Annotated in this window: 27 protein-coding genes and 1 tRNA gene; 16 read left to right on the top strand and 12 right to left on the bottom strand. The window is 71.4% G+C overall.

Annotated features, from left to right (window positions below):
* Positions 1–66: 66 nt before the first annotated feature.
* Complete coding sequence (locus ACFQ7Q_RS31680; protein WP_383561162.1) at positions 67–714, bottom strand: hypothetical protein; 648 nt, start codon at positions 712–714, stop codon at positions 67–69.
* Positions 715–761: 47 nt separating this feature from the next.
* On the opposite strand from ACFQ7Q_RS31680, the gene ACFQ7Q_RS31675 reads away from it, so the two are divergent.
* The gene (locus ACFQ7Q_RS31675) at positions 762–950 is read left to right on the top strand and encodes a DUF5703 family protein (RefSeq protein WP_005319466.1); all 189 of its coding nucleotides are present in this window, start codon (positions 762–764) and stop codon (positions 948–950) included.
* 50 nt (positions 951–1,000) lie between these two features.
* On the opposite strand, the gene ACFQ7Q_RS31670 is transcribed toward ACFQ7Q_RS31675, so the two are convergent.
* From ACFQ7Q_RS31670 to ACFQ7Q_RS31660, 3 genes are all read right to left on the bottom strand, one after another.
* Entirely contained in the window at positions 1,001–1,792 is a 792-nt protein-coding gene (locus tag ACFQ7Q_RS31670) for a chaplin (protein ID WP_383561161.1), read from the bottom strand.
* Positions 1,793–1,965: 173 nt separating this feature from the next.
* Entirely contained in the window at positions 1,966–2,199 is a 234-nt protein-coding gene (chpH, locus tag ACFQ7Q_RS31665) for a chaplin ChpH (RefSeq protein WP_383561159.1), read from the bottom strand.
* A gap of 164 nt (positions 2,200–2,363) precedes the next feature.
* Positions 2,364–3,689, bottom strand: a complete 1,326-nt coding sequence (locus tag ACFQ7Q_RS31660; RefSeq protein WP_383561157.1) for a M20/M25/M40 family metallo-hydrolase — start codon at positions 3,687–3,689, stop codon at positions 2,364–2,366.
* 209 nt (positions 3,690–3,898) lie between these two features.
* Between ACFQ7Q_RS31660 and ACFQ7Q_RS31655 the strand changes: the two genes are divergently transcribed.
* Positions 3,899–3,986 (top strand) — tRNA-Leu (locus ACFQ7Q_RS31655).
* A gap of 76 nt (positions 3,987–4,062) precedes the next feature.
* Here the strand turns inward: ACFQ7Q_RS31655 and ACFQ7Q_RS31650 are convergent.
* A complete protein-coding gene (locus ACFQ7Q_RS31650) occupies positions 4,063–4,515 on the bottom strand; it encodes a hypothetical protein (RefSeq protein WP_383561155.1) in 453 nt (150 codons plus the stop codon).
* A gap of 151 nt (positions 4,516–4,666) precedes the next feature.
* Here ACFQ7Q_RS31650 and ACFQ7Q_RS31645 point away from each other — a divergent pair, with 151 nt between their 5' ends.
* Complete coding sequence (locus ACFQ7Q_RS31645) at positions 4,667–5,593, top strand: pseudouridine synthase (RefSeq protein WP_383561153.1); 927 nt, start codon at positions 4,667–4,669, stop codon at positions 5,591–5,593.
* On the opposite strand, the gene ACFQ7Q_RS31640 is transcribed toward ACFQ7Q_RS31645, so the two are convergent.
* From ACFQ7Q_RS31640 to ACFQ7Q_RS31625, 4 genes are all read right to left on the bottom strand, one after another.
* Positions 5,577–6,206 (bottom strand): MBL fold metallo-hydrolase, encoded by a 630-nt coding sequence (locus ACFQ7Q_RS31640; RefSeq protein ID WP_383561151.1) that lies wholly within the window; start codon positions 6,204–6,206, stop codon positions 5,577–5,579. The two genes, ACFQ7Q_RS31645 and ACFQ7Q_RS31640, sit on opposite strands and share 17 nt — an antisense overlap.
* On the bottom strand, positions 6,206–7,291 hold the full coding sequence (locus ACFQ7Q_RS31635; RefSeq protein WP_383561149.1) for an S-(hydroxymethyl)mycothiol dehydrogenase: 1,086 nt from the start codon (positions 7,289–7,291) through the stop codon (positions 6,206–6,208). The genes ACFQ7Q_RS31640 and ACFQ7Q_RS31635 overlap by 1 nt, the downstream gene beginning before the upstream one ends.
* Positions 7,292–7,425: 134 nt before the next feature.
* Entirely contained in the window at positions 7,426–8,895 is a 1,470-nt protein-coding gene (locus tag ACFQ7Q_RS31630) for an amino acid permease (protein ID WP_383561147.1), read from the bottom strand.
* A 194-nt stretch (positions 8,896–9,089) separates the two neighbouring features.
* Entirely contained in the window at positions 9,090–9,791 is a 702-nt protein-coding gene (locus ACFQ7Q_RS31625) for a FadR/GntR family transcriptional regulator (RefSeq protein ID WP_383561145.1), read from the bottom strand.
* Between the two features lie 139 nt (positions 9,792–9,930).
* Here ACFQ7Q_RS31625 and ACFQ7Q_RS31620 point away from each other — a divergent pair, with 139 nt between their 5' ends.
* The 3 genes from ACFQ7Q_RS31620 to ACFQ7Q_RS31610 all read left to right on the top strand — a co-directional run bounded on the left by ACFQ7Q_RS31620 (position 9,931) and on the right by ACFQ7Q_RS31610 (position 12,488).
* Complete coding sequence (locus tag ACFQ7Q_RS31620; protein ID WP_383561143.1) at positions 9,931–10,455, top strand: gluconokinase; 525 nt, start codon at positions 9,931–9,933, stop codon at positions 10,453–10,455.
* A gap of 66 nt (positions 10,456–10,521) precedes the next feature.
* Positions 10,522–11,919: a gluconate:H+ symporter gene (locus ACFQ7Q_RS31615; protein WP_383561141.1), complete on the top strand. Its 1,398-nt coding sequence runs from the start codon at positions 10,522–10,524 to the stop codon at positions 11,917–11,919.
* Between the two features lie 98 nt (positions 11,920–12,017).
* Complete coding sequence (locus tag ACFQ7Q_RS31610) at positions 12,018–12,488, top strand: ASCH domain-containing protein (RefSeq protein WP_383561139.1); 471 nt, start codon at positions 12,018–12,020, stop codon at positions 12,486–12,488.
* Between the two features lie 85 nt (positions 12,489–12,573).
* Here the strand turns inward: ACFQ7Q_RS31610 and ACFQ7Q_RS31605 are convergent, their stop codons facing one another.
* Positions 12,574–14,229, bottom strand: a complete 1,656-nt coding sequence (locus ACFQ7Q_RS31605; protein WP_383561137.1) for an FAD-binding dehydrogenase — start codon at positions 14,227–14,229, stop codon at positions 12,574–12,576.
* 93 nt (positions 14,230–14,322) lie between these two features.
* On the opposite strand from ACFQ7Q_RS31605, the gene ACFQ7Q_RS31600 reads away from it, so the two are divergent.
* The 5 genes from ACFQ7Q_RS31600 to ACFQ7Q_RS31580 are packed head-to-tail and all read left to right on the top strand — an operon-like array spanning position 14,323 to position 17,028.
* The gene (locus ACFQ7Q_RS31600) at positions 14,323–14,958 is read left to right on the top strand and encodes a TetR/AcrR family transcriptional regulator (protein ID WP_383561135.1); all 636 of its coding nucleotides are present in this window, start codon (positions 14,323–14,325) and stop codon (positions 14,956–14,958) included.
* Positions 14,955–15,755, top strand: coding sequence for a glucose 1-dehydrogenase (locus ACFQ7Q_RS31595; protein ID WP_383561133.1), 801 nt, complete (start codon positions 14,955–14,957; stop codon positions 15,753–15,755). Before ACFQ7Q_RS31600 ends, ACFQ7Q_RS31595 begins: the two co-directional genes overlap by 4 nt.
* Positions 15,756–15,790: 35 nt before the next feature.
* A complete protein-coding gene (locus ACFQ7Q_RS31590) occupies positions 15,791–16,306 on the top strand; it encodes an NUDIX hydrolase (RefSeq protein WP_383561131.1) in 516 nt (171 codons plus the stop codon).
* A 9-nt stretch (positions 16,307–16,315) separates the two neighbouring features.
* Positions 16,316–16,711, top strand: coding sequence for a YidH family protein (locus ACFQ7Q_RS31585; protein ID WP_383561129.1), 396 nt, complete (start codon positions 16,316–16,318; stop codon positions 16,709–16,711).
* On the top strand, positions 16,708–17,028 hold the full coding sequence (locus ACFQ7Q_RS31580; protein WP_383561127.1) for a DUF202 domain-containing protein: 321 nt from the start codon (positions 16,708–16,710) through the stop codon (positions 17,026–17,028). The genes ACFQ7Q_RS31585 and ACFQ7Q_RS31580 overlap by 4 nt, the downstream gene beginning before the upstream one ends.
* 126 nt (positions 17,029–17,154) lie before the next feature.
* Here the strand turns inward: ACFQ7Q_RS31580 and ACFQ7Q_RS31575 are convergent, their stop codons facing one another.
* Entirely contained in the window at positions 17,155–18,093 is a 939-nt protein-coding gene (locus tag ACFQ7Q_RS31575; RefSeq protein WP_383561125.1) for an NADP-dependent oxidoreductase, read from the bottom strand.
* A 165-nt stretch (positions 18,094–18,258) separates the two neighbouring features.
* Between ACFQ7Q_RS31575 and ACFQ7Q_RS31570 the strand changes: the two genes are divergently transcribed.
* The 3 genes from ACFQ7Q_RS31570 to ACFQ7Q_RS31560 all read left to right on the top strand — a co-directional run bounded on the left by ACFQ7Q_RS31570 (position 18,259) and on the right by ACFQ7Q_RS31560 (position 21,411).
* Entirely contained in the window at positions 18,259–18,555 is a 297-nt protein-coding gene (locus ACFQ7Q_RS31570) for a hypothetical protein (RefSeq protein WP_383561123.1), read from the top strand.
* 86 nt (positions 18,556–18,641) lie between these two features.
* Complete coding sequence (locus tag ACFQ7Q_RS31565; RefSeq protein ID WP_383561121.1) at positions 18,642–19,553, top strand: MBL fold metallo-hydrolase; 912 nt, start codon at positions 18,642–18,644, stop codon at positions 19,551–19,553.
* Between the two features lie 400 nt (positions 19,554–19,953).
* Entirely contained in the window at positions 19,954–21,411 is a 1,458-nt protein-coding gene (locus ACFQ7Q_RS31560) for a DUF4157 domain-containing protein (protein ID WP_383561119.1), read from the top strand.
* A gap of 81 nt (positions 21,412–21,492) precedes the next feature.
* Here the strand turns inward: ACFQ7Q_RS31560 and ACFQ7Q_RS31555 are convergent, their stop codons facing one another.
* Complete coding sequence (locus ACFQ7Q_RS31555; RefSeq protein ID WP_383561118.1) at positions 21,493–22,746, bottom strand: glucarate dehydratase family protein; 1,254 nt, start codon at positions 22,744–22,746, stop codon at positions 21,493–21,495.
* Between the two features lie 134 nt (positions 22,747–22,880).
* Here ACFQ7Q_RS31555 and ACFQ7Q_RS31550 point away from each other — a divergent pair, with 134 nt between their 5' ends.
* Both ACFQ7Q_RS31550 and ACFQ7Q_RS31545 read left to right on the top strand, forming a co-directional pair.
* The gene (locus ACFQ7Q_RS31550) at positions 22,881–23,903 is read left to right on the top strand and encodes a phosphotransferase family protein (protein WP_383561116.1); all 1,023 of its coding nucleotides are present in this window, start codon (positions 22,881–22,883) and stop codon (positions 23,901–23,903) included.
* Between the two features lie 5 nt (positions 23,904–23,908).
* Positions 23,909–25,123 carry an acyl-CoA dehydrogenase family protein gene (locus ACFQ7Q_RS31545; protein ID WP_383561114.1) on the top strand — a complete coding sequence of 405 codons (1,215 nt, stop codon included), beginning with the start codon at positions 23,909–23,911 and terminating at the stop codon, positions 25,121–25,123.
* The last annotated feature ends 140 nt before the right edge of the window (positions 25,124–25,263 follow it).

The following is a 25,263-nucleotide window of genomic DNA, read 5'->3' as shown; positions in this document are numbered from 1 at the left end:
GGGCGGGACACCGTGTGGGTGTCCCGCCCTCCGCCGTGCGTATGTGTGCGGCCGTGCGCGTCAGGCTCAGGCGTCCTGCTGCTCCATGCCGTCGTCCGGTTCGTCGTCGAAGACCGCGCTGACGTCGAAGCGGCAGACGATCTGCTCGGGATCGGCGTGCTCGAAGGGGGCGTTGAGCCACTCCCCCGGGTCGGGCAGCTCCTCCGCGGCCGAGACCCAGAGGGTGGAGTCGCCCTCCTCCAGGCCGAACTCCTTGTGCCGTGAGGCGATTTCGTCCGGTTCATACTCTCCGAAGAGCACACCGAGGGCGGCATGCGTGCTGGCGCCGACGACGGGCGCGGCGTCCGCGCCCTCCTCGTCGTTCTCCAGATCGGCGATGCGCTGGGCCTGGGCGAGCAGGCGCTTCGGCTCCACCACCGCGTAGTCGCGACGGATCAGCACGCTGAGGGCGTGCGGCTCCTCGGGGCCCGCGTACGGCGGCAGAGAGTCGTCGGCTCCCGGGATCTCGAAGGGGGTGACCTCGTCGTACCGGTCGTAGAGCCGCTCGTCGTACGCCTCGGCCGCCGCCGCGAGGGCGTTGAAGGCTTCGTAGACGGCCGGGTCGTCGTCCCCCGAGCGGCGCTCGACCGCCTCGAGGTGACGGTCCAGTGCGGCTTTGACCGCCTCGGCGGCGGCACGTACCTCGGCAGCGGTGGGCTGCGCAGCATCAGACATGGGACGCACGCTATCCGTACCGGGCCTGTGCCCGCACAATAGATGCGATGCCGGAATACGAATTTGTCGACGTGTACGTGCCGCGCGGCGTCTCCCGCAAGGAGGCGACGCGGCTTCTGACCGACCATGCCGAGTACGGGCACTGGGAGTTGGACCGACTGAGCCTGCATCGGGACGGCAGCCGCAGGGTGCGGCTGCGCCGGCGCATCATCCGTCAGGTCCGCGCCACCTGGTGACATGAGAAGGGGCCCCGCCGTGCGGGGCCCCGTTGCGTCGCGCGGCCGTCCTAGGCGGAGTGGCGGGCGCGGCGGTAGAGCAGCGAACCGGCGAGCAGCAGACCTGCGCCGGCCGGGACGATCATCCCGAGGGGCCCGGAACCGGTCTCTGCCAGCTCCTCGGTCGCCCCGGGCTGCGTGATGGTGTGCGCACCGGGTGTGTTCGGCCCGTTCGGCGTGCCGGGGCCGCCGGGCTCGCCCGAGTCACCCGGGTTGCCAGGGGTTCCGGGGTTGCCAGGAGTGCCCGGGTTACCGGGGTTGCCCGGGTTACCGGGGTTCCCAGGGTTACCCGGATTCCCGGGGTTGCCCGGATTCCCGGGGTTACCCGGATTCCCAGGGTTACCGGGGTTGCCCGGGTTACCGGGGTTACCCGGGTGGGTGGGCTCGACGCCGTTGCCGCATCCGTTGCCGAACGCCGGGTTGATGCCGCCGATGACCGTGACGCTGTTGCCGCATGCGTTGACCGGGACGTCGATCGGCACCTGCACGGTGTTGCCGGAACCGACGCCCGGCGAGTTGCGGGTGCCGCCCTCGGCCGAGGACCCGCCACGGCCCGGCTTCGAGACGTTGGCGCACGAGTTACCGAAAGCCGGGTTGATCAACCCGATGACACTGATGGTGTTTCCGCAGGCGTTCACCGGAACGTGAACCGGAACCTGGACGGAGTTCCCGGACGCGACGCCCGGGGAATTCGAGGCCGTGCCGTTCGCACCCGAATCGGCATTCGCATAACCACCGCCGAGGGCGATGACGCTGCCCGCGGCCGCAATGGTGATCAGACCCTTGCGCGTGACCTGTCGCATAGTTGTTCCCTGCCTTCTCGGCTTCTGCCTTCCGAGCTTCGGAGCAGCCGAGCTGTGGAAGAAGAGGGCCACCGGGCACGACGCCCGGGGCGGAAATGCCCACCGGCCCCGGAGTGCATGGCACGCACTCCGGGGCCGGACCGGCTCAGACCCTCATGGGTCGAGGCACAACGTCAGGCGTTGATGCAGGTGTTGCCGAAGGTGGGGTTCAGCAGCCCGATCACGGAGACCGTGTTGCCGCACACGTTCACGGGGATGTGAACCGGCACCTGGACGACGTTGCCCGAGAGCACGCCGGGGGAACCGATGGCGGCACCCTGGGCACCCGAGTCGGCAACGGCCATGCCCGCACCCGCGAGAACGAGACCGCCGGTGGCAGCCGCAGCAGCGACGACCTTCTTGATCATTATTCCTCCTTGTTGGCAATGCGATCCCAGCCGCGGACCGCACCACCTGTAACGAGGGGGAAGTATTGGGGCTACGAGCCTATGAGCGCATTCACTCTTTCCGGTCACATACGTACGCGCGGTCGAATAGCGGGCGGTGTCGAAACAATGTGCGGAGGGCCGAATCAGGAGGCGTCGATGAACCGGTCGAGAACACGGACGCCGAACTTCAGTCCGTCGACCGGAACGCGCTCGTCCACGCCGTGGAACATGCCCGCGAAGTCCAGCTCCGGCGGCAGCTTGAGCGGCGCGAAGCCGAAGCAGCGGATGCCGAGGTCGTCGAAGGACTTGGCGTCGGTGCCGCCGGAGAGCATGTACGGCACGGCACGGGCGATCGGGTCCTCGGCCTTGAGGGCCAGCTGCATCGCGTCGACGAGGGCGCCGTCGAAGCTGGTCTCCAGGGCCTTGTCCCCGTGCACGTCCTCGCGCTTGACCCGCGGGCCGAGGATCCGGTCGAGGTCGGCCAGGAACTCCTCCTCGTAACCGGGCAGGAACCGTCCGTCGACGTGCGCGGTGGCTTGGCCCGGGATGACGTTGACCTTGTACCCGGCGCCGAGCATGGTCGGGGCGGCGGAGTTGCGCAGGGTCGCGCCGACCATCTTGGCGATGCCGCCGAGCTTGGCGAGGGTCGCCTCCATGTCCTCGGGGTCGAGCGGGGTGCCCAGGGCGTCCGAGAGCTCGTCGAGGAAGGACCGCACGGTCTTGGTGACCCTGACGGGCCACTGGTGGCGCCCGAGCCGGCCGACGGCGTCGCAGAGCTCGGTGATCGCGTTGTCGTTGTTGGTCATCGAGCCGTGGCCCGCGGTGCCCTCGACGGTCAGCCGCATCCAGTGCATGCCCTTCTGGGCCGTCTCGACCAGGTAGAGCCGCAGGTTCTCGTTGACCGTGAAGGAGAAGCCGCCGACCTCGCCGATCGCCTCCGTCACCCCGTCGAAAAGGTCCCTGTGGTGGTCGACCAGGTGCCGGGCGCCGTAGGTGCCGCCGGCCTCCTCGTCCGCGAGGAAGGCGAGGACGATGTCGCGCGGGGGCTTGCGGCCACTGCGCATCCGGTCGCGCACGACCGCGAGGGTCATCGCGTCCATGTCCTTCATGTCGACCGCGCCCCGGCCCCAGACGCAGCCGTCGGCGACCTCGCCGGAGAAGGGGTGGTGGGTCCAGTCCTCGGCGTTGGCCGGCACGACGTCGGTGTGGCCGTGGATGAGCAGGGCCGGCCGGGAGGGGTCCTCGCCCTCGATACGGGCGACGGTGGAGGCCCGCCCCTTGTGCGACTCGATGATCTTCGGCTCGAGCCCGACCTCCGCGAGCTTCTCGGCGACGTACTCCGCCGCCGCCCGCTCGCCGGGGCCGGAGTGGTCGCCGTAGTTGCTGGTGTCGATGCGGATGAGGTCGCGACACAGGTCGACGACCTCGTCCTCGCCGGTGACGCTCCGGGCGGTGTTCGACTCGCTCACGTTGCTTCCTCCCACTACGTGCCCCACGTGCTTGCTGGTGGTCGCCCCCATCCTCCCGCGCCGGGGCCCCGGGACCCAAGGGCGGCCCTCGGCCGACATGCGGCCGTCACACGGTTCCGGCCGGAACGGGGGTGGTGATCGGCCACTCCGAATGTTTGCTATGGTTTTCCACGTCGGAACGGCCCAGCGGCCGGAAAGAGAGACACCTTGTCCGGGTGGCGGAATGGCAGACGCGCTAGCTTGAGGTGCTAGTGCCCTTTATCGGGCGTGGGGGTTCAAGTCCCCCCTCGGACACCACACGAAGTCCCCGTCGAGATCATCTCGACGGGGACTTCGGCGTTCTCCCGGGGCGCCCGCGCCCGGCCCGTATCGGTCAGCCGTTCTCGACGGACGTTCGGGCCGCGGGGATGCGCGGTCCGTCGATCCTCACGTCCCGGCCCGCAGCGATCGAGCCGCCGCGGATCCCGACGGTCGGGCCGTCCACGGCGGCCGCGCCCGCGCTGTCGCTCCGGAAGGCGCCGGTGTCGCCGTCCGCCTCGTCCGCCTCGCGCAGGAGCGTGGCGAGGGAGCGGGCGAACTCGGGGTCGTTCTCGGCCAGTTCCTGGAGGTGGTCCTCGACCGCTCCGCGCCGGTTGGCGTTGTCGGGCCGGTCCCGGAGACGGCGCAGGGCTCCCTCGGCGACCGGATCGCCGTCGAAGCGGGCGGTGACGGTGTCCCAGAGGCGGCGCAGTCGGTCGGTGGCGGCGGTCTCGACCTCGGCGCCGGCGAGGTGTTCGGCGTAGCGGGCGATCAGTGCGACGACTGCGCCCGCGGCGAGCGGTTCCATGCGGCCCCCTAGGTGTCAGCGGCAGTGTGCTCCTTCCCCCGCGCAGGGGTCGCTACGCGGCGTGAAGGCGGTCTCGCTCTACGCAGTTCGACCGAGGTGCGTGCTCGGCGGCCTGCGTAGGGAGGCGTAGAGGGGTGGTTACCGTGGTGTGGTGAGACGCAGAACGAAGGCTCCGGAGGCGCCGCTCCCCCAGCGGGACGGCATCGATCCCGCGCGCGTGCGGCTGCCGGAGGATCCCGACGGGGTGTGGCTGACCGTCGGGGATCATCTGCGGGACCGCTTCGGGGGTGCCGTCGGGGTCGCACGGGTCGAGGAGATGCTCGCGGGCGGGCGGTTCGTGGGTACGAACGGGCCCTTGGGCGGCGAGGAGCCGTACGCCGCCGGGCTGCGCCTCTGGTTCCACCGGGACTTTCCGGCGGAGGAGCGGGTGCCCTTCGAGATCGGGGTCGTCCACCGGGACGAGCGGATCCTGGTCGTCGACAAGCCGCACTTCCTGGCGACGATGCCGCGCGGGCGGCATGTGACCGAGACGGCCCTCGCGCGGCTGCGGCGGGAGCTGGGGCTGCCCGCGTTGCAGCCCGCGCACCGGCTCGACAGGCTGACGGCGGGGCTGGTGCTGTTCGTCGTGCGGCCCGAGGACCGGGGGGCCTACCAGACGCTGTTCCGCGACCGGTTGGTCGGCAAGGAGTACGAGGCGGTGGCGCCGCACGACCCGGCGGTCGCGCTGCCCGTGACGGTGCGGAGCCGGATCGTGAAGGAGCGCGGGGTGATGGCCGCCCGGGAGGAGCCGGGCGAGCCGAACGCGGAGAGCCGGATCGAGCTGGTCGAGCACCGGGAGGCGCTCGGGCGCTACCGGCTGCTGCCGGCGACCGGGCGCACCCATCAGCTGCGGGTGCACATGAACGCCCTGGGGCTGCCGATCCTGCACGATCCGATCTATCCCGTGGTGCGCGAGGACGGGCCGGAGGACTTCGCGCGTCCGCTGCAACTGCTCGCGCGGACGCTGGAGTTCACCGACCCGTTCTCGGGCACGCCGTTGAGGTTCGAGAGCCGGCTGCGGCTCAGTGGCCTCGGCTGATCCACTCCTCCAGGTGCGGGGCCTCGGCGCCGATGGTGGTGGTGTCGCCGTGGCCGGTGCGGACGACCGTCTCCGGTGGGAGGGTCAGCAGCCGGTCGCGGATCGAGTCGACGATCGTGGGGAAGTGGGAGAAGGACCGGCCCGTCGCGCCGGGGCCGCCCTTGAAGAGTGTGTCGCCGGTGAAGACGGTGCCCAGGTCGGGGGCGTGGAGGCAGACCGCTCCGGGGGCGTGACCGGGCGTGTGCAGGACCTTGAGGTCCGTACCGGCGATGGTGAGGACCTGGCCGTCGGCGAGTTCGCCGTCGGGGGTGTGGTCGGGGTGGGTCTGCTTCCAGAGCGGATGGTCGTCGGGGTGGAGCAGGATCCGGGCGCCGGTGGCGGCGGCGAGGGCCGGGGCCGCGTCGATGTGGTCGTTGTGGGCGTGGGTGCAGACGATCGCGCGCAGGGTCCGGCCGTCGAGCGCGGCGAGGATGGCGGCGGCGTCATGGGCGGCGTCGATGACGATCGCCTCCGTGTCGTCGCCCACGATCCAGACGTTGTTGTCGACGTCCCAGGTGCCGCCGTCGAGGCTGAAGGTGCCGGAGGTGACGAGATGGTCGATCCGTGCCGCCATCAGAGGACCACCACCGAACGCAGGACGTCGCCCTCGTGCATCCGGGCGAAGGCCTTCTCGACGTCCCCGAGTCCGATGGTCTCGGTGACGAAGGCGGCGAGGTCGATGCGCCCCTGCTGGTGCAGGTCGATGAGCATCGGGAAGTCGCGGGACGGCAGACAGTCGCCGTACCAGGACGACTTGAGCGCGCCACCGCGGCCGAAGACGTCCAGGAGCGGGAGTTCGAGCCGCATCTCGGGGGTGGGGACGCCGACGAGGACGACCGTTCCGGCGAGGTCGCGGGCGTAGAACGCCTGCTTGTACGTCTCCGGGCGGCCGACGGCCTCGATGACGACGTCGGCGCCGAAGCCGCCGGTGAGCTCGCGGATGGCCTCGACGGGGTCGGTGGAGCGGGAGTTGACGGTGTGGGTGGCGCCCATCGCCCGCGCGGTCTCCAGCTTGCGGTCGTCGATGTCGACGGCGATGATCCTGGCCGCGCCGGCGAGGCGGGAGCCGACGACGGCCGCGTCGCCGACGCCGCCGCAGCCGATGACGGCGACGGTGTCGCCGCGGCCGACTTCGCCGGTGTTGATCGCCGCGCCGATGCCGGCCATGACGCCGCAGCCGAGGAGCCCGGCGACCTCGGGGGCGACGGACGGGTCGACCTTGGTGCACTGGCCCGCTGCGACCAGGGTCTTCTCGGCGAAGGCGCCGATCCCGAGCGCCGGGGAGAGCTCCGTCCCGTCGAGCAGCGTCATCTTCTGCTCGGCGTTGTGGGTGGCGAAGCAGTACTGGGGGCGGCCGCGCAGACAGGCCCGGCAGGCTCCGCACACGGCACGCCAGTTGAGGACGACGAAGTCGCCGGGGGCCACGTCGGTGACGCCCGTGCCGACCGACTCGACGATGCCCGCCGCCTCGTGGCCGAGGAGGAAGGGGAACTCGTCGTTGATGGCACCCTGTTTGTAGTGGAGATCGGTGTGGCAGACCCCGCATGCCTGGATCTTCACCACGGCCTCGCCGGGGCCGGGGTCGGGAATCACGATCGTCTCCACCCGCACGGGTTCGTTCCTGCCGGGGGCGACGACCCCCTGGACCTGCTGCGCCATCGGGTACTTCCCTTCCTCGGTAAGGCTCTTGGGTACCACTATCTCCTGACAAAGGGCGAGACCCCCGCAGGTTCTGCCTGCGGGGGTCTCTTCACCCGTGGGGGGTGTAGGTGGGGGCGTACGCGGTGGGGGCGTCAGTCCTTGTACGTGGCGGCGGTCGCGCGGACCCGCTTGCGCACCAGGAACCAGCCGCCGACGAGCAGGAGCCCGATCAGCGGGAGGCAGTTCACGGTGGTGCGGCTGATGCCGCCGTCCATCCACATCAGGACGAGGACGGAGCCGAGGAAGATCAGCGTGACGATCTGGGTGTACGGGGCCCAGGGCAGCTGGTAGCCGGGGCGGGTGACCCGGCCTTCCTTGGAGCGGTTCACGAACAGCAGCGAGCAGACCATGATCATGGCCCAGGTGCCGATGATGCCGATGGAGGCGAAGTTCAGGACGAGCTCGAAGGCCTCGCCGGGCATGAGGTAGTTCAGGCCGACACCGAGGACACCGAAGGCGGCGGTCAGCAGGATGCCGCCGTAGGGCACGCCGCCCTTGTTCATGACGCCGGTGAACTTGGGCGCGGAGCCCGCCAGCGACATGGAGCGCAGGATCCGGCCGGTCGAGTAGAGACCCGAGTTCAGGCTGGAGAGCGCGGCGGTGAGGACGACCAGGTTCATGACGCCGGCCGCGCCGGGGATGCCCAGCTTGTCGAAGACCGTGACGAACGGGCTCTGGTCGCCGGAGTACGCGGTGTACGGCAGGAGCAGCGCGAGGAGGACGACGGAGCCGACGTAGAAGAGGCCCACGCGCCACATGATCGAGTTGATCGCCTTCGGCATGATCTTCTCGGGGTTCTCGGTCTCGCCGGCGGCGACGCCGCACAGCTCGACGGAGGCGTAGGCGAAGACGACGCCCTGGATCAGCAGCAGCATCGGCATGACACCGCTGGGGAAGATGCCGCCGTTGTCGGTGATGGTGGAGAGGCCCGGGGTGTGACCGCCGACGTCGTGCGACGTCACGATGAGGAAGATGCCGATCAGCATGAAGGCGACGAGCGCGCCGACCTTGATGATCGCGAACCAGAACTCCATCTCGCCGAAGTACTTCACCGAGATGAGGTTGGCGGCGAGGACGACCGCGAGGGCGATCAGGGCGAGGATCCACTGCGGGACGTCGCTGAACATGGCCCAGAAGTGGGCGTAGGTCGCGGCCGCGGTGATGTCCGCGATGGCGGTGGTCGACCAGTTGAGGAAGTACAGCCAGCCGGCCGTGTAGGCGCCCTTCTCTCCCATGAACTCACGGGCGTAGGAGACGAAGGCGCCGGAGGAGGGGCGGTAGAGGACCAGCTCGCCGAGGGCCCGCACCACGAAGAAGGCGAAGACTCCGCAGACCGCGTACGCGATGAACAGGGACGGTCCGGCGTTGGCCATGCGGCCACCGGCGCCGAGGAAGAGACCGGTGCCGATCGCGCCGCCGATGGCGATCATGTTGATGTGCCGGGACTTCAGGTCCTTGCGGTACCCGGCGTCGCCGGCGTCTACGTGGGGGGACGCTCCGGATGCCGTCGCCGGTGGCGTGGCGGACAGCGTGTCGGCCGCAGGGAGGGTGCGGTCACTCATGGAGTTGTTCGCCTTCGTGAGGGGGAGGGTCTGTGCGGTACCCGGCCGCGCGCGTGGAGGTCGTCCACGGCTCTCACGGCCAGCGCACATCGTCACGGCAAGGCGGGATTTCAGCAGTGGCCAATGTCACTGAACGCCCATTTTTGAGCTACTTCTGAGGTTCCTCTGGGGCGAACGCCTGGGATCGGAAGGTCTTACGGCGCGAGAACATCCAGTTCCTTGAGCGCACCGACCGCGATCTGCCGGGTCAGCTCCTCGGCGCGGACCGCGTCCCTCTCCCGTACCGCCTCGGCGACCTGGACATGGAGGGTGACGGCGGCCGGGTCGGGATCCTCGAACATCACCTGATGGTGCGTGCGACCGGTGAGCACCTCGGCGACCACGTCGCCGAGCCGGGCGAACATCTCGTTGCCGGAGGCGTTGAGGACGACCCGGTGGAAGGCGATGTCGTGGACGAGGTACGCCTCCAGCTGCCGGCCGCGCGAGGTGGCGACCATGCCGAGCGCCTGCTCGGTCAGCTCGCGGCACTGCTCGGGCGTGGCGTGGACGGCGGCGAGTCCGGCGGCGACCGGCTCGACGGCCGAGCGGAGCACGGTGAGCGAGCGCAGCTGGCGGGGCCGGTCGGCGCCGGCCAGGCGCCAGCGGATGACCTGGGGGTCGTAGACGTTCCACTGCGCCGTCGGCAGGACGATCACGCCGACGCGGCGCCGGGACTCGACGAGGTGCATGGACTCCAGGACGCGGACGACCTCGCGCACGACCGTGCGGGAGACGTCGAAGCGCTGGGCCAACTCATCGGTGCGCAGCACGCTTCCGGGCGGGTACTCCCCCGCGGTGATCGCGAGACCCAGGGTGGCGAGGACGTGCGAATGGAGCCCCTGGGCCGGTGTCGTCATGGGGGTCAGCCTACGCGGGCACCAAGATCGACAACAAAAAGTATGACTTCAATGTCACAAGCTCTTGAATACGTCGTACCCAATGGGTTTCATAAGCGCGACGGAATCGATGTCGAAGAAGACAGCGAGGCACCACCTCATGAGCACCACCTCCCCGACGGTCCCCCGGGTCGTCGTCGTGATGGGCGTCGCCGGCACCGGCAAGACGACCATCGGTCCGCTGGTCGCCGACGCGCTCGGCGTCCCCTACGCCGAGGGCGACGACTTCCACCCGGCGGCGAACGTCGCCAAGATGTCGGCCGGCATCCCGCTGGACGACGCGGACCGCGGCCCCTGGCTCGACGCGATCGGCGAGTGGGCGCACGGCCGGGAAGGTCACGGCGGGGTGGTGAGCAGCTCCGCCCTGAAGCGGATCTACCGGGACCGGCTGCGAGCGGCGGCCCCGGGCGTGGTCTTCCTCCATCTGACCGGCGACCGCGAGCTGATCGAGAGGCGGATGAGTGAGCGCAAGGGGCACTTCATGCCGACCGCGCTGCTCGATTCCCAGTTCGCCGCCCTGCAGCCACTGCAGGACGACGAGGCGGGTGTCGCCGTCGACGTCTCCGGCTCCCCCGAGGAGATCGCCGCCCGGGCGGTCGCCGCGCTGCGCGAGTTCGCCGGCTGATCTCCGTACGACCGCCGCCGTACCCCGTCCCCCTCCTGCCCCCACCCGTCCCCTAAGGAATCAACCGTGACCAGTCTCAGCGTCGAGATGCTGGCAGCGGATGCCGTCGAGCCGATCACCTCGGCCGGCAACGCCCAGCTCGGCATAGCCGTGCTCGCCGGCATAGCCGTCATCGTCCTGCTCATCACCAAGTTCAAGCTGCATGCCTTCCTGGCGCTGACCATCGGGTCGCTGGCCCTGGGCGCGTTCGCCGGAGCCCCGCTCGCGGCGACCATCGACTCCTTCACCACCGGCCTCGGCAAGACCGTCGCCGGCGTGGGTGTGCTGATCGCGCTCGGCGCGATCCTGGGCAAGCTGCTCGCCGACTCCGGCGGCGCGGACCAGATCGTCGACACGATCCTCGCCAAGGCGAGCGGCCGGTCCATGCCCTGGGCGATGGTGCTGATCGCCTCCGTCATCGGTCTGCCGCTCTTCTTCGAGGTCGGCATCGTGCTGCTGATCCCGGTGGTCCTGCTCGTCGCCAAGCGCGGCAACTACTCGCTGATGCGGATCGGCGTGCCGGCTCTGGCCGGTCTGTCGGTGATGCACGGACTGATCCCGCCGCACCCCGGCCCGCTGGTCGCCATCGACGCGCTGGGCGCCAACCTCGGTGTCACGCTCGCGCTGGGTGTCCTCGTCGCCATCCCGACCGTGATCATCGCCGGTCCGCTCTTCTCCCGCTACGCCGCCCGTTGGGTGGACATCCCGGCGCCCGAGAACATGATCCCGGCGCGTCCGTCGGAGGACCTGGAGAAGCGCCCCGGCTTCGGCGTCACCGTCGCGACCGTTCTGCTGCCCGTCGTCCTGATGCTGGTCAAGGCGCTGGTCGACATCGTCGTGGACAACCCGGACAACGGCCTGCAGAAGGTCACCGACGTCATCGGCTCGCCGCTGATCGCGCTGCTCGCTGCCGTGCTCGTCGGCCTGTTCACGCTGGGCCGCGCGGCCGGCTTCACCAAGCAGCGGCTCTCCACGACCGTCGAGAAGTCCCTCGCCCCGATCGCGGGCGTGCTGATGATCGTCGGCGCGGGCGGCGGCTTCAAGCAGACGCTGATCGACGTCGGCGTGGGCCAGATGATCCTGGACTTCTCCAAGAACTGGTCGATCCCGGCCCTGCTGCTGGCCTGGCTGATCGCCGTGGCGATCCGGCTCGCGACCGGCTCGGCGACCGTGGCGACGATCTCGGCGGCCGGCCTGGTGGCCCCGCTCGCCGAGGGCATGGGCACGAGCGAGACGGCGCTCCTGGTGCTGGCGATCGGTGCCGGTTCGCTCTTCTTCAGCCACGTCAACGACGCGGGCTTCTGGCTGGTGAAGGAGTACTTCGGGATGAACGTCGGCCAGACGATCAAGACCTGGTCGGTGATGGAGACGATCATCTCGGTGGTCGGCATCGCCTTCGTGCTGCTGCTGTCGCTGGTGTTGTAGCCGCGGCTCTCGACTCCCCCGCACGGACCGGGTCCGGACGCCTCCTCAGGCGACCGGGCCCGGTTTCGTGCTTGTGCCCGCGTGCCAGACTTCGGGGCATGGAGCAGACCGAGAGCGCCGAACAGGTGGGGAACACCGAGCCGGTGGACGACCCCGAGTCCCTCAAGCCCCTCGCGCTGGCCTTCCCCGGGCCGCTGCGTGACCAGCTGGTGGCCGCGGTCCTGTCGGGCGGGAAGACGTCGACGACGGGTCTCATGGTGGAGTTCGAGTCGGAGGGCGAGGAGCTGCCGCGCGTGGGCGAGCGCTGGGCCCTGCTCGACTCGGAGGAGCGGCCGGTCGCCGTGGTGGAGACCACGGAGGTACGGGTGCTGCCCGTCGGGGAGATCGACCTCCCGTTCGCGATCGACGAGGGCGAGGGGTACACGACGGTCGCCGAGTGGCGGGCCTCCCATGAGAGGTTCTGGCACGGCGCCGAGATGCGGGAGTTCCTCGGGGACCCGGAGTTCACGGTGACCGACGCGACGATCGCGGTCGCCGAGCGGTTCAGGGTCGTACGGCAGTTGGGCTGAGGCTCCCAGCGCCGTGGCGGCGCACCGTGTGCGCCGCCACCGGAGCCGCCGGGCCTCGACCCGGGCCCGCCGTCCGCCCGACCGTCTAGCCCACCGCCTTCGCCGCCGCCCGGCCCGCCGCGCGGCCCGAGAAGATGCAGCCTCCGAGGAAGGTGCCCTCCAGGGAGCGGTAGCCGTGGACGCCTCCGCCGCCGAACCCGGCCGCCTCGCCCGCCGCGTACACCCCTTCCAGGACCTCGCCGTCCTCCTTGAGGACGCGCGACGACAGATCCGTCTCCAGGCCGCCGAGCGACTTCCGGGTGAGGATGTTCAGGCGTACGGCGATCAGCGGGCCGGCCTTGGGGTCCAGGATCCGGTGCGGGGACGCCGTACGGATCAGCTTGTCGCCCAGGTACTTGCGGGCGCCCCGGATCGCCGTGACCTGAAGGTCCTTGGTGAAGGGGTTGGCGATCTCCCGGTCCCGGGCGGTGATCTCGCGGCGCAGCTCCGTCTCGTCGATCAGCGGCTCGTCCGTCAGGGCGTTCATGCCCCGGACGAGGGCGGCCAGGTCCTTCTCCACGACGAAGTCGACGCCGTGGTCCATGAATGCCTTCACCGGCCCCGGCACGTCCGCGCGGGCCCTGCCGATGACGTCCCGGATCGACTTGCCGGTGAGGTCGGGGTTCTGCTCGGAGCCCGAGAGGGCGAACTCCTTGCCGATGATGCGCTGGTCGAGCACGAACCAGGTGTGGTCGTACCCGGTCCTCATGATGTGCTCGAGCGTGCCGAGGGTGTCGAAGCCGGGGAAGAGCGGGACGGGCAGCCGGCGGCCGCGGGCGTCCAGCCAGAGCGAGGACGGCCCCGGCAGGATGCGGATGCCGTGCTTGGCCCAGATCGGGTTCCAGTTCTCGATGCCCTCGGTGTAGTGCCACATCCGGTCGCGGTTGATGTGGTGGGCCCCGGCCGCCTCCGTGATGCCGAGCATCAGCCCGTCCACATGCGCGGGAACGCCGGAGAGCAGTTTCGCGGGCGGGGTGCCGAGCCGGTCCGGCCACTGCGCGCGGACGAGGTCGTGGTTTCCGCCGATGCCGCCCGAGGTGACGATCACCGCCTGGGCCCGCAGTTCGAAGGTGCCGGTGGTCTCCCGGCTGCTTGCGGTGCCTCGCTCGGCGGTGGAGGGCTCCAGGATCTCGCCGCTGACGGTGTCCACGGCGCCCGCCGTACGGCCGAGGCCGGTGACCCGGTGGCGGAAGCGGAAGGTGACGAGGCCCCGGGCGACGCCCTCGCGGACCCGCTGCTCGAAGGGGGCGACGAGGCCGGGGCCGGTGCCCCAGGTGATGTGGAAGCGGGGCACCGAGTTGCCGTGCCCGTTCGCGTCGTACCCGCCGCGCTCGGCCCAGCCGACGACCGGGAAGAAGCGCACTCCGCGGGAGTGCAGCCAGCTGCGCTTCTCGCCCGCGGCGAAGTCGACGTACGCCTCCGCCCAGCGCCGCGGCCAGTGGTCCTCCTTGCGGTCGAACCCGGCGGTGCCGAGCCAGTCCTGGAGGGCGAGCTCGTGGCTGTCCTTGATCCGCATCCGGCGCTGCTCGGGCGAGTCCACGAGGAAGAGACCCCCGAAGGACCAATGGGCCTGGCCGCCGAGGGACTGCTCCGGCTCCTGGTCGAGCAGGATCACGCTCCGTCCGGCCTCCACGAGCTCGGCGGTGGCGACGAGCCCGGCGAGGCCGGCTCCGATCACGATCACATCAGCGTCGTACGACATGGACCGAATCTTGGATACACCGATGTATCGAGTCAACCGTTCGGACCGCGCACGCCTCTCCCGTTTTCTAATGCCGAGCATTAATATGAACGCATGGCGAGGACATCGGGGCCCGAGACCAGGGACAAGCTGATCCGCGCGGCGGAGGAGATCTTCGCCGCCCAGGGCGTCGACGGCGCCCAGCTTCGCGACATCGTCGCCCTGGCGGGACAGAGCAACCCGTCGGCCGTGCAGTACCACTTCGGCTCCCGCGGCGGCCTCCTCGACGCGGTGATGGCCGGCCGCCAGCGCCGTACGGAGAAGGTCCTCGACCCCCTCCTCGCAGCGGCGGCCGACGAACCGCACGCGCTGATCCGCGCGCTCGTCACCGCCGAGGCGAGCGAGCTGCGCACCGAGCGCGGACTGCGCTGTCTGCGGATCTCCGCGCAGCTCAGCCATGAGAGCGGCGTCCGTACCCGCACCCCCCATCCCACGCTCGACGGCACCGTGTACTGGCGACTGATCGAGCGGGTCGAGGCCTGTCTGACCGCGCTGCCCGAGCCCCTGCGCCTGGAGCGTCTCGACCTGGCGCTCACCGTCGTCGGCGCGGCCATGGCCGACCGGGCCAGGCAGTACCTCGACGGCACCCGACCGCTCACGGGTGAGGCGCTCTTCCTCGCCGATCTCGTCGAGACCACCACCGCCCTGCTCCGGGCCCCGCTGCCCACGATCCGAGAGGACCTTCCATGAACGAGCCCACCGCCGCTCCCGAACCCACCCGCCTCCACGACCTCACCGGCCGGACCGTCCTCGTCACCGGCGGCGCCCGCGGTCTGGGCGCAGAGGCCGCACGGCAGGCCGTCGCCGCGGGGGCGAACGTCGTGATCACCGACGTGCTGGACGAGGACGGCAAGGCGACCGCGGCCGAGCTGGGCGAGCGGGCGCGGTTCCTCCACCACGACGTCACCTCGGAGGAGGAGTGGGCCGCGGCGGTGGCGTACGCGGTCGCCGAGTTCGGCGGTCTGCACGGCCTGGTCAACAACGCGGGGATCGCCGCAGGCTCGTTCCTGGAGAGCGAGTCCGTCGAGAACTTCCGCAAGGTGCTCGACATCAATCTGACCGGTGTCTTCATCGGGATGAAGGCAGCGATACCGGCGATGAAGGAGGCCGGCGGCGGCTCGATCGTCAACATCTCCTCGGCGGCCGGCCTGATGGGCCTCGCCCTGACCGCGGGCTACGGCGCCTCCAAGTGGGGCGTACGCGGGCTGACGAAGATCGGCGCGGTGGAGCTGGGCACGGCGGGGATCCGCGTCAACTCGGTCCACCCCGGCATGACGTACACCCCGATGACGGCGGTCGTCGGCATCGAGCGCGGCGCGGGCAAGTACCCGAACACCCCGATGGGGCGGGTCGGCGAGGCGCCCGAGATCGCGGGCGCCGTCGTGTTCCTGCTGTCGGACGCGGCCTCGTACATGACGGGCGCGGAGCTGGCCGTGGACGGCGGCTGGACGACCGGTCCGACGGTCAAGTACGTCATGGGCCAGTGAGGACGCGTCTCGCCGACCGGTGATTTCATGGCGGGATGACGAACCCCGCCGAAGAGATCCTGGACGTCGTCGACGAGAACGACGAGGTGGTCGGACAGGCCCCGCGCGCCGAGGTGTACGCGCGGGGCCTGATCCATCGCTGCGTCTTCATCCAGGCACGGGACGCCCAGGACCGGATCTTCGTGCACCGCCGCACGCCGTCGAAGCTGGTCTACCCGTCCCTGTACGACATGTTCGTCGGCGGGGTCGTCGGCGCGGGCGAGACGTACGACGACGCCGCGCTGCGCGAGGCCGAGGAGGAGCTGGGCGTGAGCGGCCTGCCCCGGCCGGAACCGCTGTTCCGCTTCCTGTACGACTCCGGGGGCGTCGCGGGGAAGTGGTGGTCCGCCGTCTACGAGGTGCGCTGCGCGCTGCCGGTGCGCCCCCAGGTGGAAGAGGTCGCCTGGCACGCCTTCCTGCCGGAGGCGGAGGTGGCCGAACGGCTCGGGGAGTGGACCTGGGTCCCGGACGGCCTGGCGGCCTACGAACGACTGCGCGCGCACCGCGGTTAAGGTTCCCGGGTGAGTGACTTCGTGCAGAGTCTTCGGCTGTGGTTCGCGCCGCAGCGGATCCGGGACGAGGGCGAGACTCCGGACTACCGGTTCTCGCTCGCCAACGAGCGCACCTTCCTCGCCTGGATCCGGACCGCGCTGGCGCTCGTCGGCGGCGGTTTCGCCGTCGACCAGTTCCTGCCCGATCTGCGCTGGGGGGTACGGGTCGGGCTCTCGCTCGCGCTGCTCGGCGCGGGCGTGCTGTGCGCACTCCGGGCGGTGAACCACTGGGTCCGCTGCGAGCGCGCGATGCGGCGCGGCGAGGACCTTCCGGTGTCTCGGTTCCCGACGGTGCTGAGTCTCGCGGTGGCCGTGGTGGCGCTGGCGATGGTGGTGGTCATCGTCTTCGGCTGGGCCGGACGGTGACACAGCCGGCGACGCCGGCCCGGGACCCGGGGCTGCAGCCGGAGCGGACCCGGCTCGCGTGGCGGCGCACGACGCTGACCTGCACGGTCGTGGCCGTGCTCGCCGCGAAGGCGGCGATCAGTGACGAGATCACACCGGCGGGGGTCGCGGGCGCGGCGCTGTCGGCACTGGTCTGGGTGGGGTTCCTGGCCGTCGCCCACCGCCGGATCCACGCCCTGGACGCGGCGCGGCCGCGGCCGCTCTCGCACCGGGGCGCGCTGCTCGCGACGGTCTGCACGATCGCACTGGCGGCGTTCGCGGTCGCGGTGGTGCTCTGACGGGAGTGGGGGCACTGGGGCCTGGCTCGCTCGACGGACCTGAGGGCCCTGGGGGCTGGCTCGTTCGACGGACCTGGGGGCCCTGGGGCCTGACTCGTTCGGCGGAACCGGGGCCCCGGGGCCTGGCTAGTCGGGCCACTCCACCGTGACCACGACCTTGCCGTTCAGGCCGCCCTCGGCGTTGGCGCGCTGGGCGTCGGCCGCCTGTTCCAGCGGGAAGCTCCGGGCGACCCGCACGGAGAGCACTCCCTCCTCGACCAGCTCCGCGAGCGCGGCGAGGTCACGGGGGTCGGGGCGCACCCAGAAGTAGCGGCCGCCGAGGCCGATGACCTCGCCGTCGGCGATCGAGGCGAGGCGGCCTTCGGGGGCCAGAACCCGGGGGGCAAGCTTGAGGAACGGGCCGCCGATCGTGTCGAAGACCGCGTCCACGCCGTCCGGCGCCAGCTCGCGGACCTGCTCCGCGAAGGTGCTCTCGTCGAACAGGACCGGCTCGGCGCTCAGCTCCCTGATCCGCTCCTGGCCCGCCTCGCGCGCCGCGCCGATCACCCGGCAGCCGAGGTGGCGGGCGATCTGGACGGCCATGGAGCCGACCCCGCCCGCCGCCGCGTGCACCAGGACGGTCTCGCCGGAGCGGACGGCGAGGGCCTGGTGGAGCACCTGGTAGGCGGTCAGTCCGGCCAGGGGCAGGGCGGCGGACTCCTCGAAGCTCATGGTGCGCGGCTTGCGGGCGAGGGTGCGGACCGGGGCGGCGACGTACTCGGCGAAGGTGCCGCGGGCGAGGAAGTCCTCGCGGACGTAGCCCATGACCTCGTCGCCGACGGTGAACTCGGTGACCGAGACACCGGGCTGGACGACGACGCCGGAGACGTCCCAGCCGGGGATGACGGGGAAGACGGCGTCGATCATCCCGTCGAGGTAGCCGGCCTGCGCCTTCCAGTCGACGGGGTTCACCGCGGCGGCCCGCACCTTGACGAGCACGTCGTCGGGCCCGACCTTCGGGTCGGGCCGCTCGCCGTACTCGAGCACCTCGGGTCCGCCGTAGCGGCTGTAGCTGATCGCCTTCATACCCCGAACGATCACGTCGCTCCTCGTGCCCCGCAAGCCGGATTGGCCCGGCAGGGCGGGTCGGGGGTGCGGCGACGCATGGATCGAGGCGCAGGGCGATACAGGGACGAGATACTCATTTCGGACTAGCCTGAGATGGTCATATCCCTTCACAGAGGCGATGCCATGACCGTTCTCCACCACGAGCACACCACCCACGCGCACACCCACGGCCCGTCGTGCGGGCACACCGCCGTCACGCACCGGGACCACGTCGACTACGCCCACGACGGGCATCTGCACCGCGAACACGCGGGGCACTGGGACGAGTGCGAGCCCACGTCGCACGTCGCGCACACCCACCCCGACCACACGCACGGGCCGGAGTGCGGACACACGGCCGTCGCGCACGGGGACCACGTCGACTACGTCCACGACGGGCATCGGCACGCGGAGCACGGCAACCACTGGGACGACCACTGAACTTCCCCGGAACGGGCCCGACCGGCAGGCACACTTGTCTTCCTGCCCTTGCCAGTCGGGCCCGTCCATCACGTCCGGGGGAATCCTTGTCCGTCACCGATCCGTATGTCGTCCGCCTCGCGCCGCACGTGCATGCCTTCGTCCAGCCGGACGGCGGCTGGTGCCTGAACAACGCCGGATTCGTGGGCGACGCCCACGAGACGCTGCTCGTGGACACGGCCGCGACCGAGCGGCGGGCGCGGCTGCTGCGCGAGGCGGTCGTCGCCGAGGGGCTGCCGCTCCCCCGCACGATCGTCTCCACGCACCACCACGGCGACCACACCTACGGCAACGGGGTCTTCCTGCCGGAGGCGCGGATCGTCGGGCACGACAGCTGCCGGGTGGAGCAGCTCGCGGCCGGACGTCAGCTCCATCTGCTGTGGCCGCAGACCGACTTCGGCGAGGTCGAGGTGACGCCGCCCTCGCTGACGTACAGCGAGCGGCTGACGCTGTACGTGGGTGAGCTGGAGGTGCGCGTGCTGCACCCGGGGCCGGCACACACGACCGGCGACTCGATCGTCCATCTCCCCGAGCAGGGCGTCGTCTTCACCGGGGACCTGGTCTTCCACGGCGGGACGCCGTTCCTGCCGATGGGTTCGCTGTCCGGCTCGCTGCGGGCGCTGGACGTGCTGCGCGCGCTGGACGCGCCGACGGTGGTGCCCGGGCACGGCCGGGTCACCGACCCCTCGGCGTACGACGCGACGGAGCGCTATCTGCGCTGGGTGGCCGAGCTGGCGGGCGAGGGCCATGCGAAGGGGGCCACGCCCCTGGAGACCGCCCGCCGGGCGGAGCTCGGGGAGTTCGCGGCCTGGCGGGAGAGCGAGCGGCTGGTGGCGAACCTGCACCGGGCGTACGCGGAGCTGGACGGGCTGCCCGAGGGATCCCCCCTGGACGCGGCGGTGGTCTTCGGCGACATGGCGGCGATGAACGGCGGCGTTCCGGTGGCGTGCCACGCCTGACGCCGTGGGCCGACCCTCGGCGCCATGGGCCACACACGGCGCCGAGGGTCGCGCCCGGCGCCGAGGGTCGGCGTGAGCCCAGGAAGGGCCGAGCGTCGCGCCGAGGGGCGACGTGAGCGCAGAGAGGGCCGAGGGTCGCGCCGAGGGGCGACGTGAGGGCAGAGAGGGCCGAGGGTCGGCGCAGGCGCGGCGCCCGGGCGCTGATCCGCCGGGCATTCCCCAAGACCCCATGCGGGCGGGCCGCGCGCCTCGTGGTGCCCGGGCGGGCCCGGCGCGAGGCGGCGTTCGGGCGGCGGCGCGCGGCCCCGGAGGGCAGGGAAGTCTGCCCCTCCGTACCTGTCGGGGCATCAACCCGCCCGGGTATACCGGAAGGCAGACGACCGGCGCCGAAGGGACCTCCATGTACGACCGAGCGAACAGCCGAGCATCGAAGAGGCGAGACGCCTCGGCCGAGCGCCCGTCCCCGTCCCGCCCGGCGGCGCCCGCCGATGCCCTGCTCGCCCTCCAGCGCTCGGCCGGGAACGCCGCCGTCGTCCAGATGCTCCACCGTGCCGGTGCCGCCCGGGACCCGCATCGGCACGGTGCCGGGTGCGGCCACGAGGAGGAGCCGCAGCCGGCGGTGCAGCGGTCCGCCGTGCACAAGGTCCTCCGCGGCAGCGGCCGGCCGCTCGACGAGCGGAGCCGCACCGACATGGAGGCGCGCTTCGGGGCCGACTTCTCCGACGTCCGTATCCACTCGGACGCCGCCGCCAGGGCCTCCGCCGCCGAACTCGGCGCCGCGGCCTACACCTCGGGCAGCCACATCGTCGCCGGGCCCTCCGGTATCGACCGGCACACCCTCGCCCACGAGCTGACCCATGTCCTCCAGCAGCGCTCGGGGCCGGTGGCCGGGACGGACCGGGGCGACGGGCTGCGCGTCAGCGACCCGTCGGACCGGTTCGAGCGCGAGGCGGAGGCCACCGCGCGCCGGGTGATGGGCCGCCCGCCGACCGCCGCCACCTCCGGCGAGGCGCCCGCGCAGGCCGCGCCGACGGCTGCCGGCACCGGCGACGTCCAGCGCATGCACCACCCGACCAAGATCGACGACGAAGCGCGCAGGCTGGTCGCCCAGGCCGAGCCCGGCCTCGACGAGTACCTCGCCGAGTACGACACCTGGAACGCGAATCGCACGAACCCGAAATGGGTCATGCTCAACGCGGAGCTCAGCGACAACATCGAGTACCTGAAGAGTCTGGTGGGTCCGCCCCAGGTGCGCGACAGGAGCGCTCTGCTCGCGGCCCTGGAGGGGACCATCCGCGCCGACCTCACCACCACCTCGTCGGAGACGATGGCGAGCTCCCGGACGGCGGCGCTCGACGCGAAGCGCAAGCTCGTCCTCGGCCGCACCGGCGACACGGGGCGATGGGCCACGTACCAGCAGGGCAAGCCGCAGACCGGGGACCGGCTGTCCGAGGACGCGCGCATGGGCCGGCGGCTGAACACCACGAAGTGGTCCGTTCCGGTCAACTACGCGTTCATGGACGGGGGCATCGCGGAGCGCGCCGTGTTCAAGATCGTCACCACTCTCGGGCCGCAGATCGAAGGCATGCTGATCGGCGGGGGACTGAACGCGGGCAACTTCTGGCAGGAGATCGAGAACCTGGGCGACGGCGCGCTCTGGGACAGCACGAAGGCGGCGGACGAAGGCGGCCCTCAGGCGATGCTGGGGCACGAGATCCTGCAGCTCATCGAGTCCGGCTACCAGTTCTTCGGCCGGGAGAGCTCCTTCGCCCAGGGCAACGCCCGGCTGGTCGCGGTCCACCCGGACCGGCCGGCGCCCGCGCCCGGGGACAAGACGCAGCCGCTCACCCTGCCCTGAGCCCTCATCCGGGCACCCACCGAGCTCTCACCCGAGCTCTCCCCGACCACTCCCCGAGCGCTCGCCGACCCGGGGGACGCCCTACGCGCCCCAGGTCGGGTCCAACCGCCGCATGGCCGCCGCGTCGTCGCGGTCGCGCATGGTGCCGTCGTCGTCCAGCCAGCGCCGGTGGAGGGTGGCGAGGGCCTCGCGGTCCAGCTCGACGCCGAGCCCCGGGGCGTCGGACACCGTCAGGCGGCCGCCGTGGAAGGCGGCGCGGGTGGTGACGACGTCCTCGGTCTGCCAGGGGTGATGGGTGTCGCAGGCGTGGTCGAGGTGGGGCAGGGTCGCGGCGACCTGGGTCATGGCGGCCAGGCTGATGCCGAGGTGGGTGTTGGAGTGCATGGAGAGCCCGACGCCGTACGTGCGGCAGAGCGCCGCCAGTTCGCGGGTGCGGCGCAGGCCGCCCCAGTAGTGGTGGTCGCAGAGCACGATCCGTACCGCCTCGCGGGCGAAGGCCTCCGGGACCTCCTCGAAGGTCGTGACGCACATGTTCGTCGCGAGCGGCACGTCCGTGCGGGCGGCGACCTCGGCCATGGCGTCCGTGCCGGTCACCGGGTCCTCCAGGTACTCCAGGACGTCCTTCAGCTCCCGCGCCACCTCCAGCGCGGTCTCCACCGACCAGGCACCGTTCGGGTCGAGGCGGAGCGGCCTGCCGGGGAACTCATCGGCCAGCGCGCGGATCGCGGCGATCTCCTGCTCGGGGGGGAAGACGCCGCCCTTGAGCTTGAAGGAGCGGAAGCCGTACGTCCGGTCGAAGCGGCGGGCCTGTTCGACGATGCCCGCCGGGTCGAGGGCCGCGCCCCAGTCGTCCGTCCCGTCGAACTTGTAGAAGAGGTACGCGCTGTACTCGACGGAGTCGCGGACCTTGCCGCCCAGGAGGGCGTGGACGGGCAGGCCGAGAGTCCTGCCCAGGGCGTCCAGGCAGGCGACCTCGAAGGCCGACACGACGGAGAGCCGGAGCTTGTCGGCGGTCTGCACCCCGCGCAGGCCGCCCGCGTCGACCCGGTCGTCGACGGCCCGTGAGTCGCCGCACACCTGCGCGGCCAGCGAGAACAGGCCATTCACGTCCGTGACCGAACGACCGGGAAGCGCCTCGGCGAGCGTTCGTGCGAGGTCCAGGTACTTCGTGTCGCCGTAGGTCTCGCCTAGGCCGACGGCACCGCCCCGCGTGACGACCTCGACCACGAGCCGGGGCGTGTGGGGCTGGTGGACGCCCTGGGTGTTGAGCAGAGGTGGGTCGGAGATCAGGATCGGGGTCAGCCGGACTTCCTCGACGATCAGCTCTGGATTCATATGTGAACTCTATTCATGAGTCCGATTGAAGACCAGAGCGCCGACACCGCTTTCCCCGCCGGACCCTGGACGACATACCGACTGGTCGGTCATCATGAACGCCGACCCGCCCCGCGTCCCCGGAGGTACACACGATGAGCGCAGTCCAGCCGCCAGGTCTCGATCCCGAGCAGTTGCGCGGATTCCTCGACCGCGAGCGGCCCGGACTCGTCGGCGGCCCGCTGACCGCCCGGCTGATCGAGGGCGGCAGGTCCAACCTCACGTACGTCGTCACCGACGGCACCGGGCAGTGGGTCGTCCGCAGGCCCCCGCTCGGCCACGTCCTGGCCACCGCGCACGACATGAAGCGCGAGCACCGGGTGATCAGCGCCCTGCACGGCACGGCCGTGCCCGTCCCCGAGCCCGTGCTGCTCTGCGAGGACGACAGCGTGCTCGGGGCGCCGTTCTACGTCATGGAGTACGTCGTCGGCACTCCGTACCGCTCGGCCGAGCAGCTCGCCCCGCTCGGCCCCGAGCGCACCCGCGAGGCCGTCCTCGGCCTGGTCGACACGCTCGTCGACCTGCATGCCGTCGACCCGGCGGAGGTGGGTCTGGGCGACTTCGGGCGGCCCGACGGCTTCCTCGACCGGCAGCTGCGCCGCTGGGGCAAGCAGCTCGACGCCTCGCGCAATCGTGAGCTGGCCGGCATCGACGAGCTCCACGCCGCGCTGGGCCGCGCCCTCCCGTCCTCGCCCGCCCCGACCGTCGTCCACGGCGACTACCGCCTGGACAACGTCCTGATCGGCGAGGACGACCGCATCAAGGCCGTCCTCGACTGGGAGATGTCGACGCTCGGCGACCCGCTGACCGACCTCGGTCTGCTCGCGATGTACAGCGCGCCGCTCGACGTCCCGCACTCCCCCGTCAGCACGACCGCCACGGCCGCCGGCCACCCGACGCCCGCCGAGCTGATCGAGCGCTACGCCGCCCGATCGGGCCGCGACACCTCCGCCATCTCCTGGTACACGGCCTTCGCCTGGTTCAAGCTCGCCGTGATCCTGGAGGGCATCCACTACCGCTACACCCTCGGCCAGACCGTCGGCGCCGGCTTCGACCGCATCGGCGAACTCGTCCCCGTCTTCATCGAGCACGGCCTCACCACCCTTCAGGAAGGCTGATCCGCATGGACTTCGCATTCGACGCACGGACCGAGGAGCTGCGGGCGAAACTGCTCGCCTTCATGGACGAGCACGTCTACCCCGCCGAGCAGACCGCGCACGAGCAGCGGGCGCTGCTCGCCTCGCCGTGGGACACCCCGCAGATCGTCGAGGACCTGAAGGCCGAAGCCCGCCGCCAGGGTCTGTGGAACCTCTTCCTGCCCGACGCCGAGCACGGGGCGGGGCTGACCAATCTCCAGTACGCGCCGCTCGCGGAGATCACCGGGCGCAGCCCCGAGTTGGCCCCGACGGCCCTCAACTGCGCCGCCCCCGACACCGGGAACATGGAGGTGCTCGCCCAGTTCGGCGACGAGGCGCAGAAGAAGCAGTGGCTGGAGCCGCTGCTGGCCGGCGAGATCCGCTCGGCGTTCGCCATGACGGAGCCCGAGGTCGCCTCCTCCGACGCGACGAACATCGAGACCCGGATCACGCGGGATGGCGACGACTACGTCCTCAACGGCCGCAAGTGGTACATCTCCGGGGCGATGAACCCCGACTGCAAGATCTTCATCGTGATGGGCAAGACCGACCCCGAGGGCGCCGACGTGCGCCGCCAGCAGTCGATGGTCCTCGTCCCGCGCGACACCCCCGGTGTCGAGGTGCGGCGGGCGATGCAGGTGTACGGCTACGAGGACCACTCCCACGGCGGCCATGCCGAGGTGCTGTTCCACGATGCCCGTGTCCCGGTCTCGAACCTGATCGGCGAGGAGGGCGGCGGCTTCGCCATCGCCCAGGCCCGGCTCGGCCCGGGCCGGATCCACCACTGCATGCGGCTGATCGGCATGGCCGAGCGGGCGATCGAGCTGATGTGCCGCCGGGCCGTGTCCCGTACCGCCTTCGGCAAGGCCATCGCGCAGCAGGGGGTCGTGCAGAACTGGATCGCCGACGCCCGGGTGACGGTCGAGCAGCTGCGCCTGCTCGTCCTCAAGACCGCCTGGCTGATGGACACGGTCGGCAACCGCGGCGCCCACACGGAGATCCAGGCCATCAAGATCGCGACCCCGCGCGCGGTCGTCGACATCATCGACAAGGCCGTGCAGGTGCACGGCGCGGGCGGGGTGTCGCAGGACTTCCCGCTGGCCCAACTCTGGGCCGCGGCGCGGACGCTGAAGCTGGCGGACGGCCCGGACGAGGTGCACCAGCGGTCGCTGGCCCGGCGGGAGCTGAAGAAGTACCTGTGAACCGGAGAGGGGGGGGCCGGGGGGGGGGCGCCCCGCGCCCCCCCGGCGGGCGGGGCGGGGGGGGGGCCAGGCCCCCCCCCCCCCCGCGGGGCGGGCGGGGGGCGCCGCCGGGGCGGCGCGGGCGCGGGGGGGCCCCCGCC

Origin of the sequence: Streptomyces sp. NPDC056527 (assembly GCF_042794475.1) — a bacterium.
GTDB lineage: Bacteria > Actinomycetota > Actinomycetes > Streptomycetales > Streptomycetaceae > Streptomyces.
Note: the sequence above shows the minus strand (reverse complement) of the source record. Positions and strands in the feature narration are given on the sequence as shown.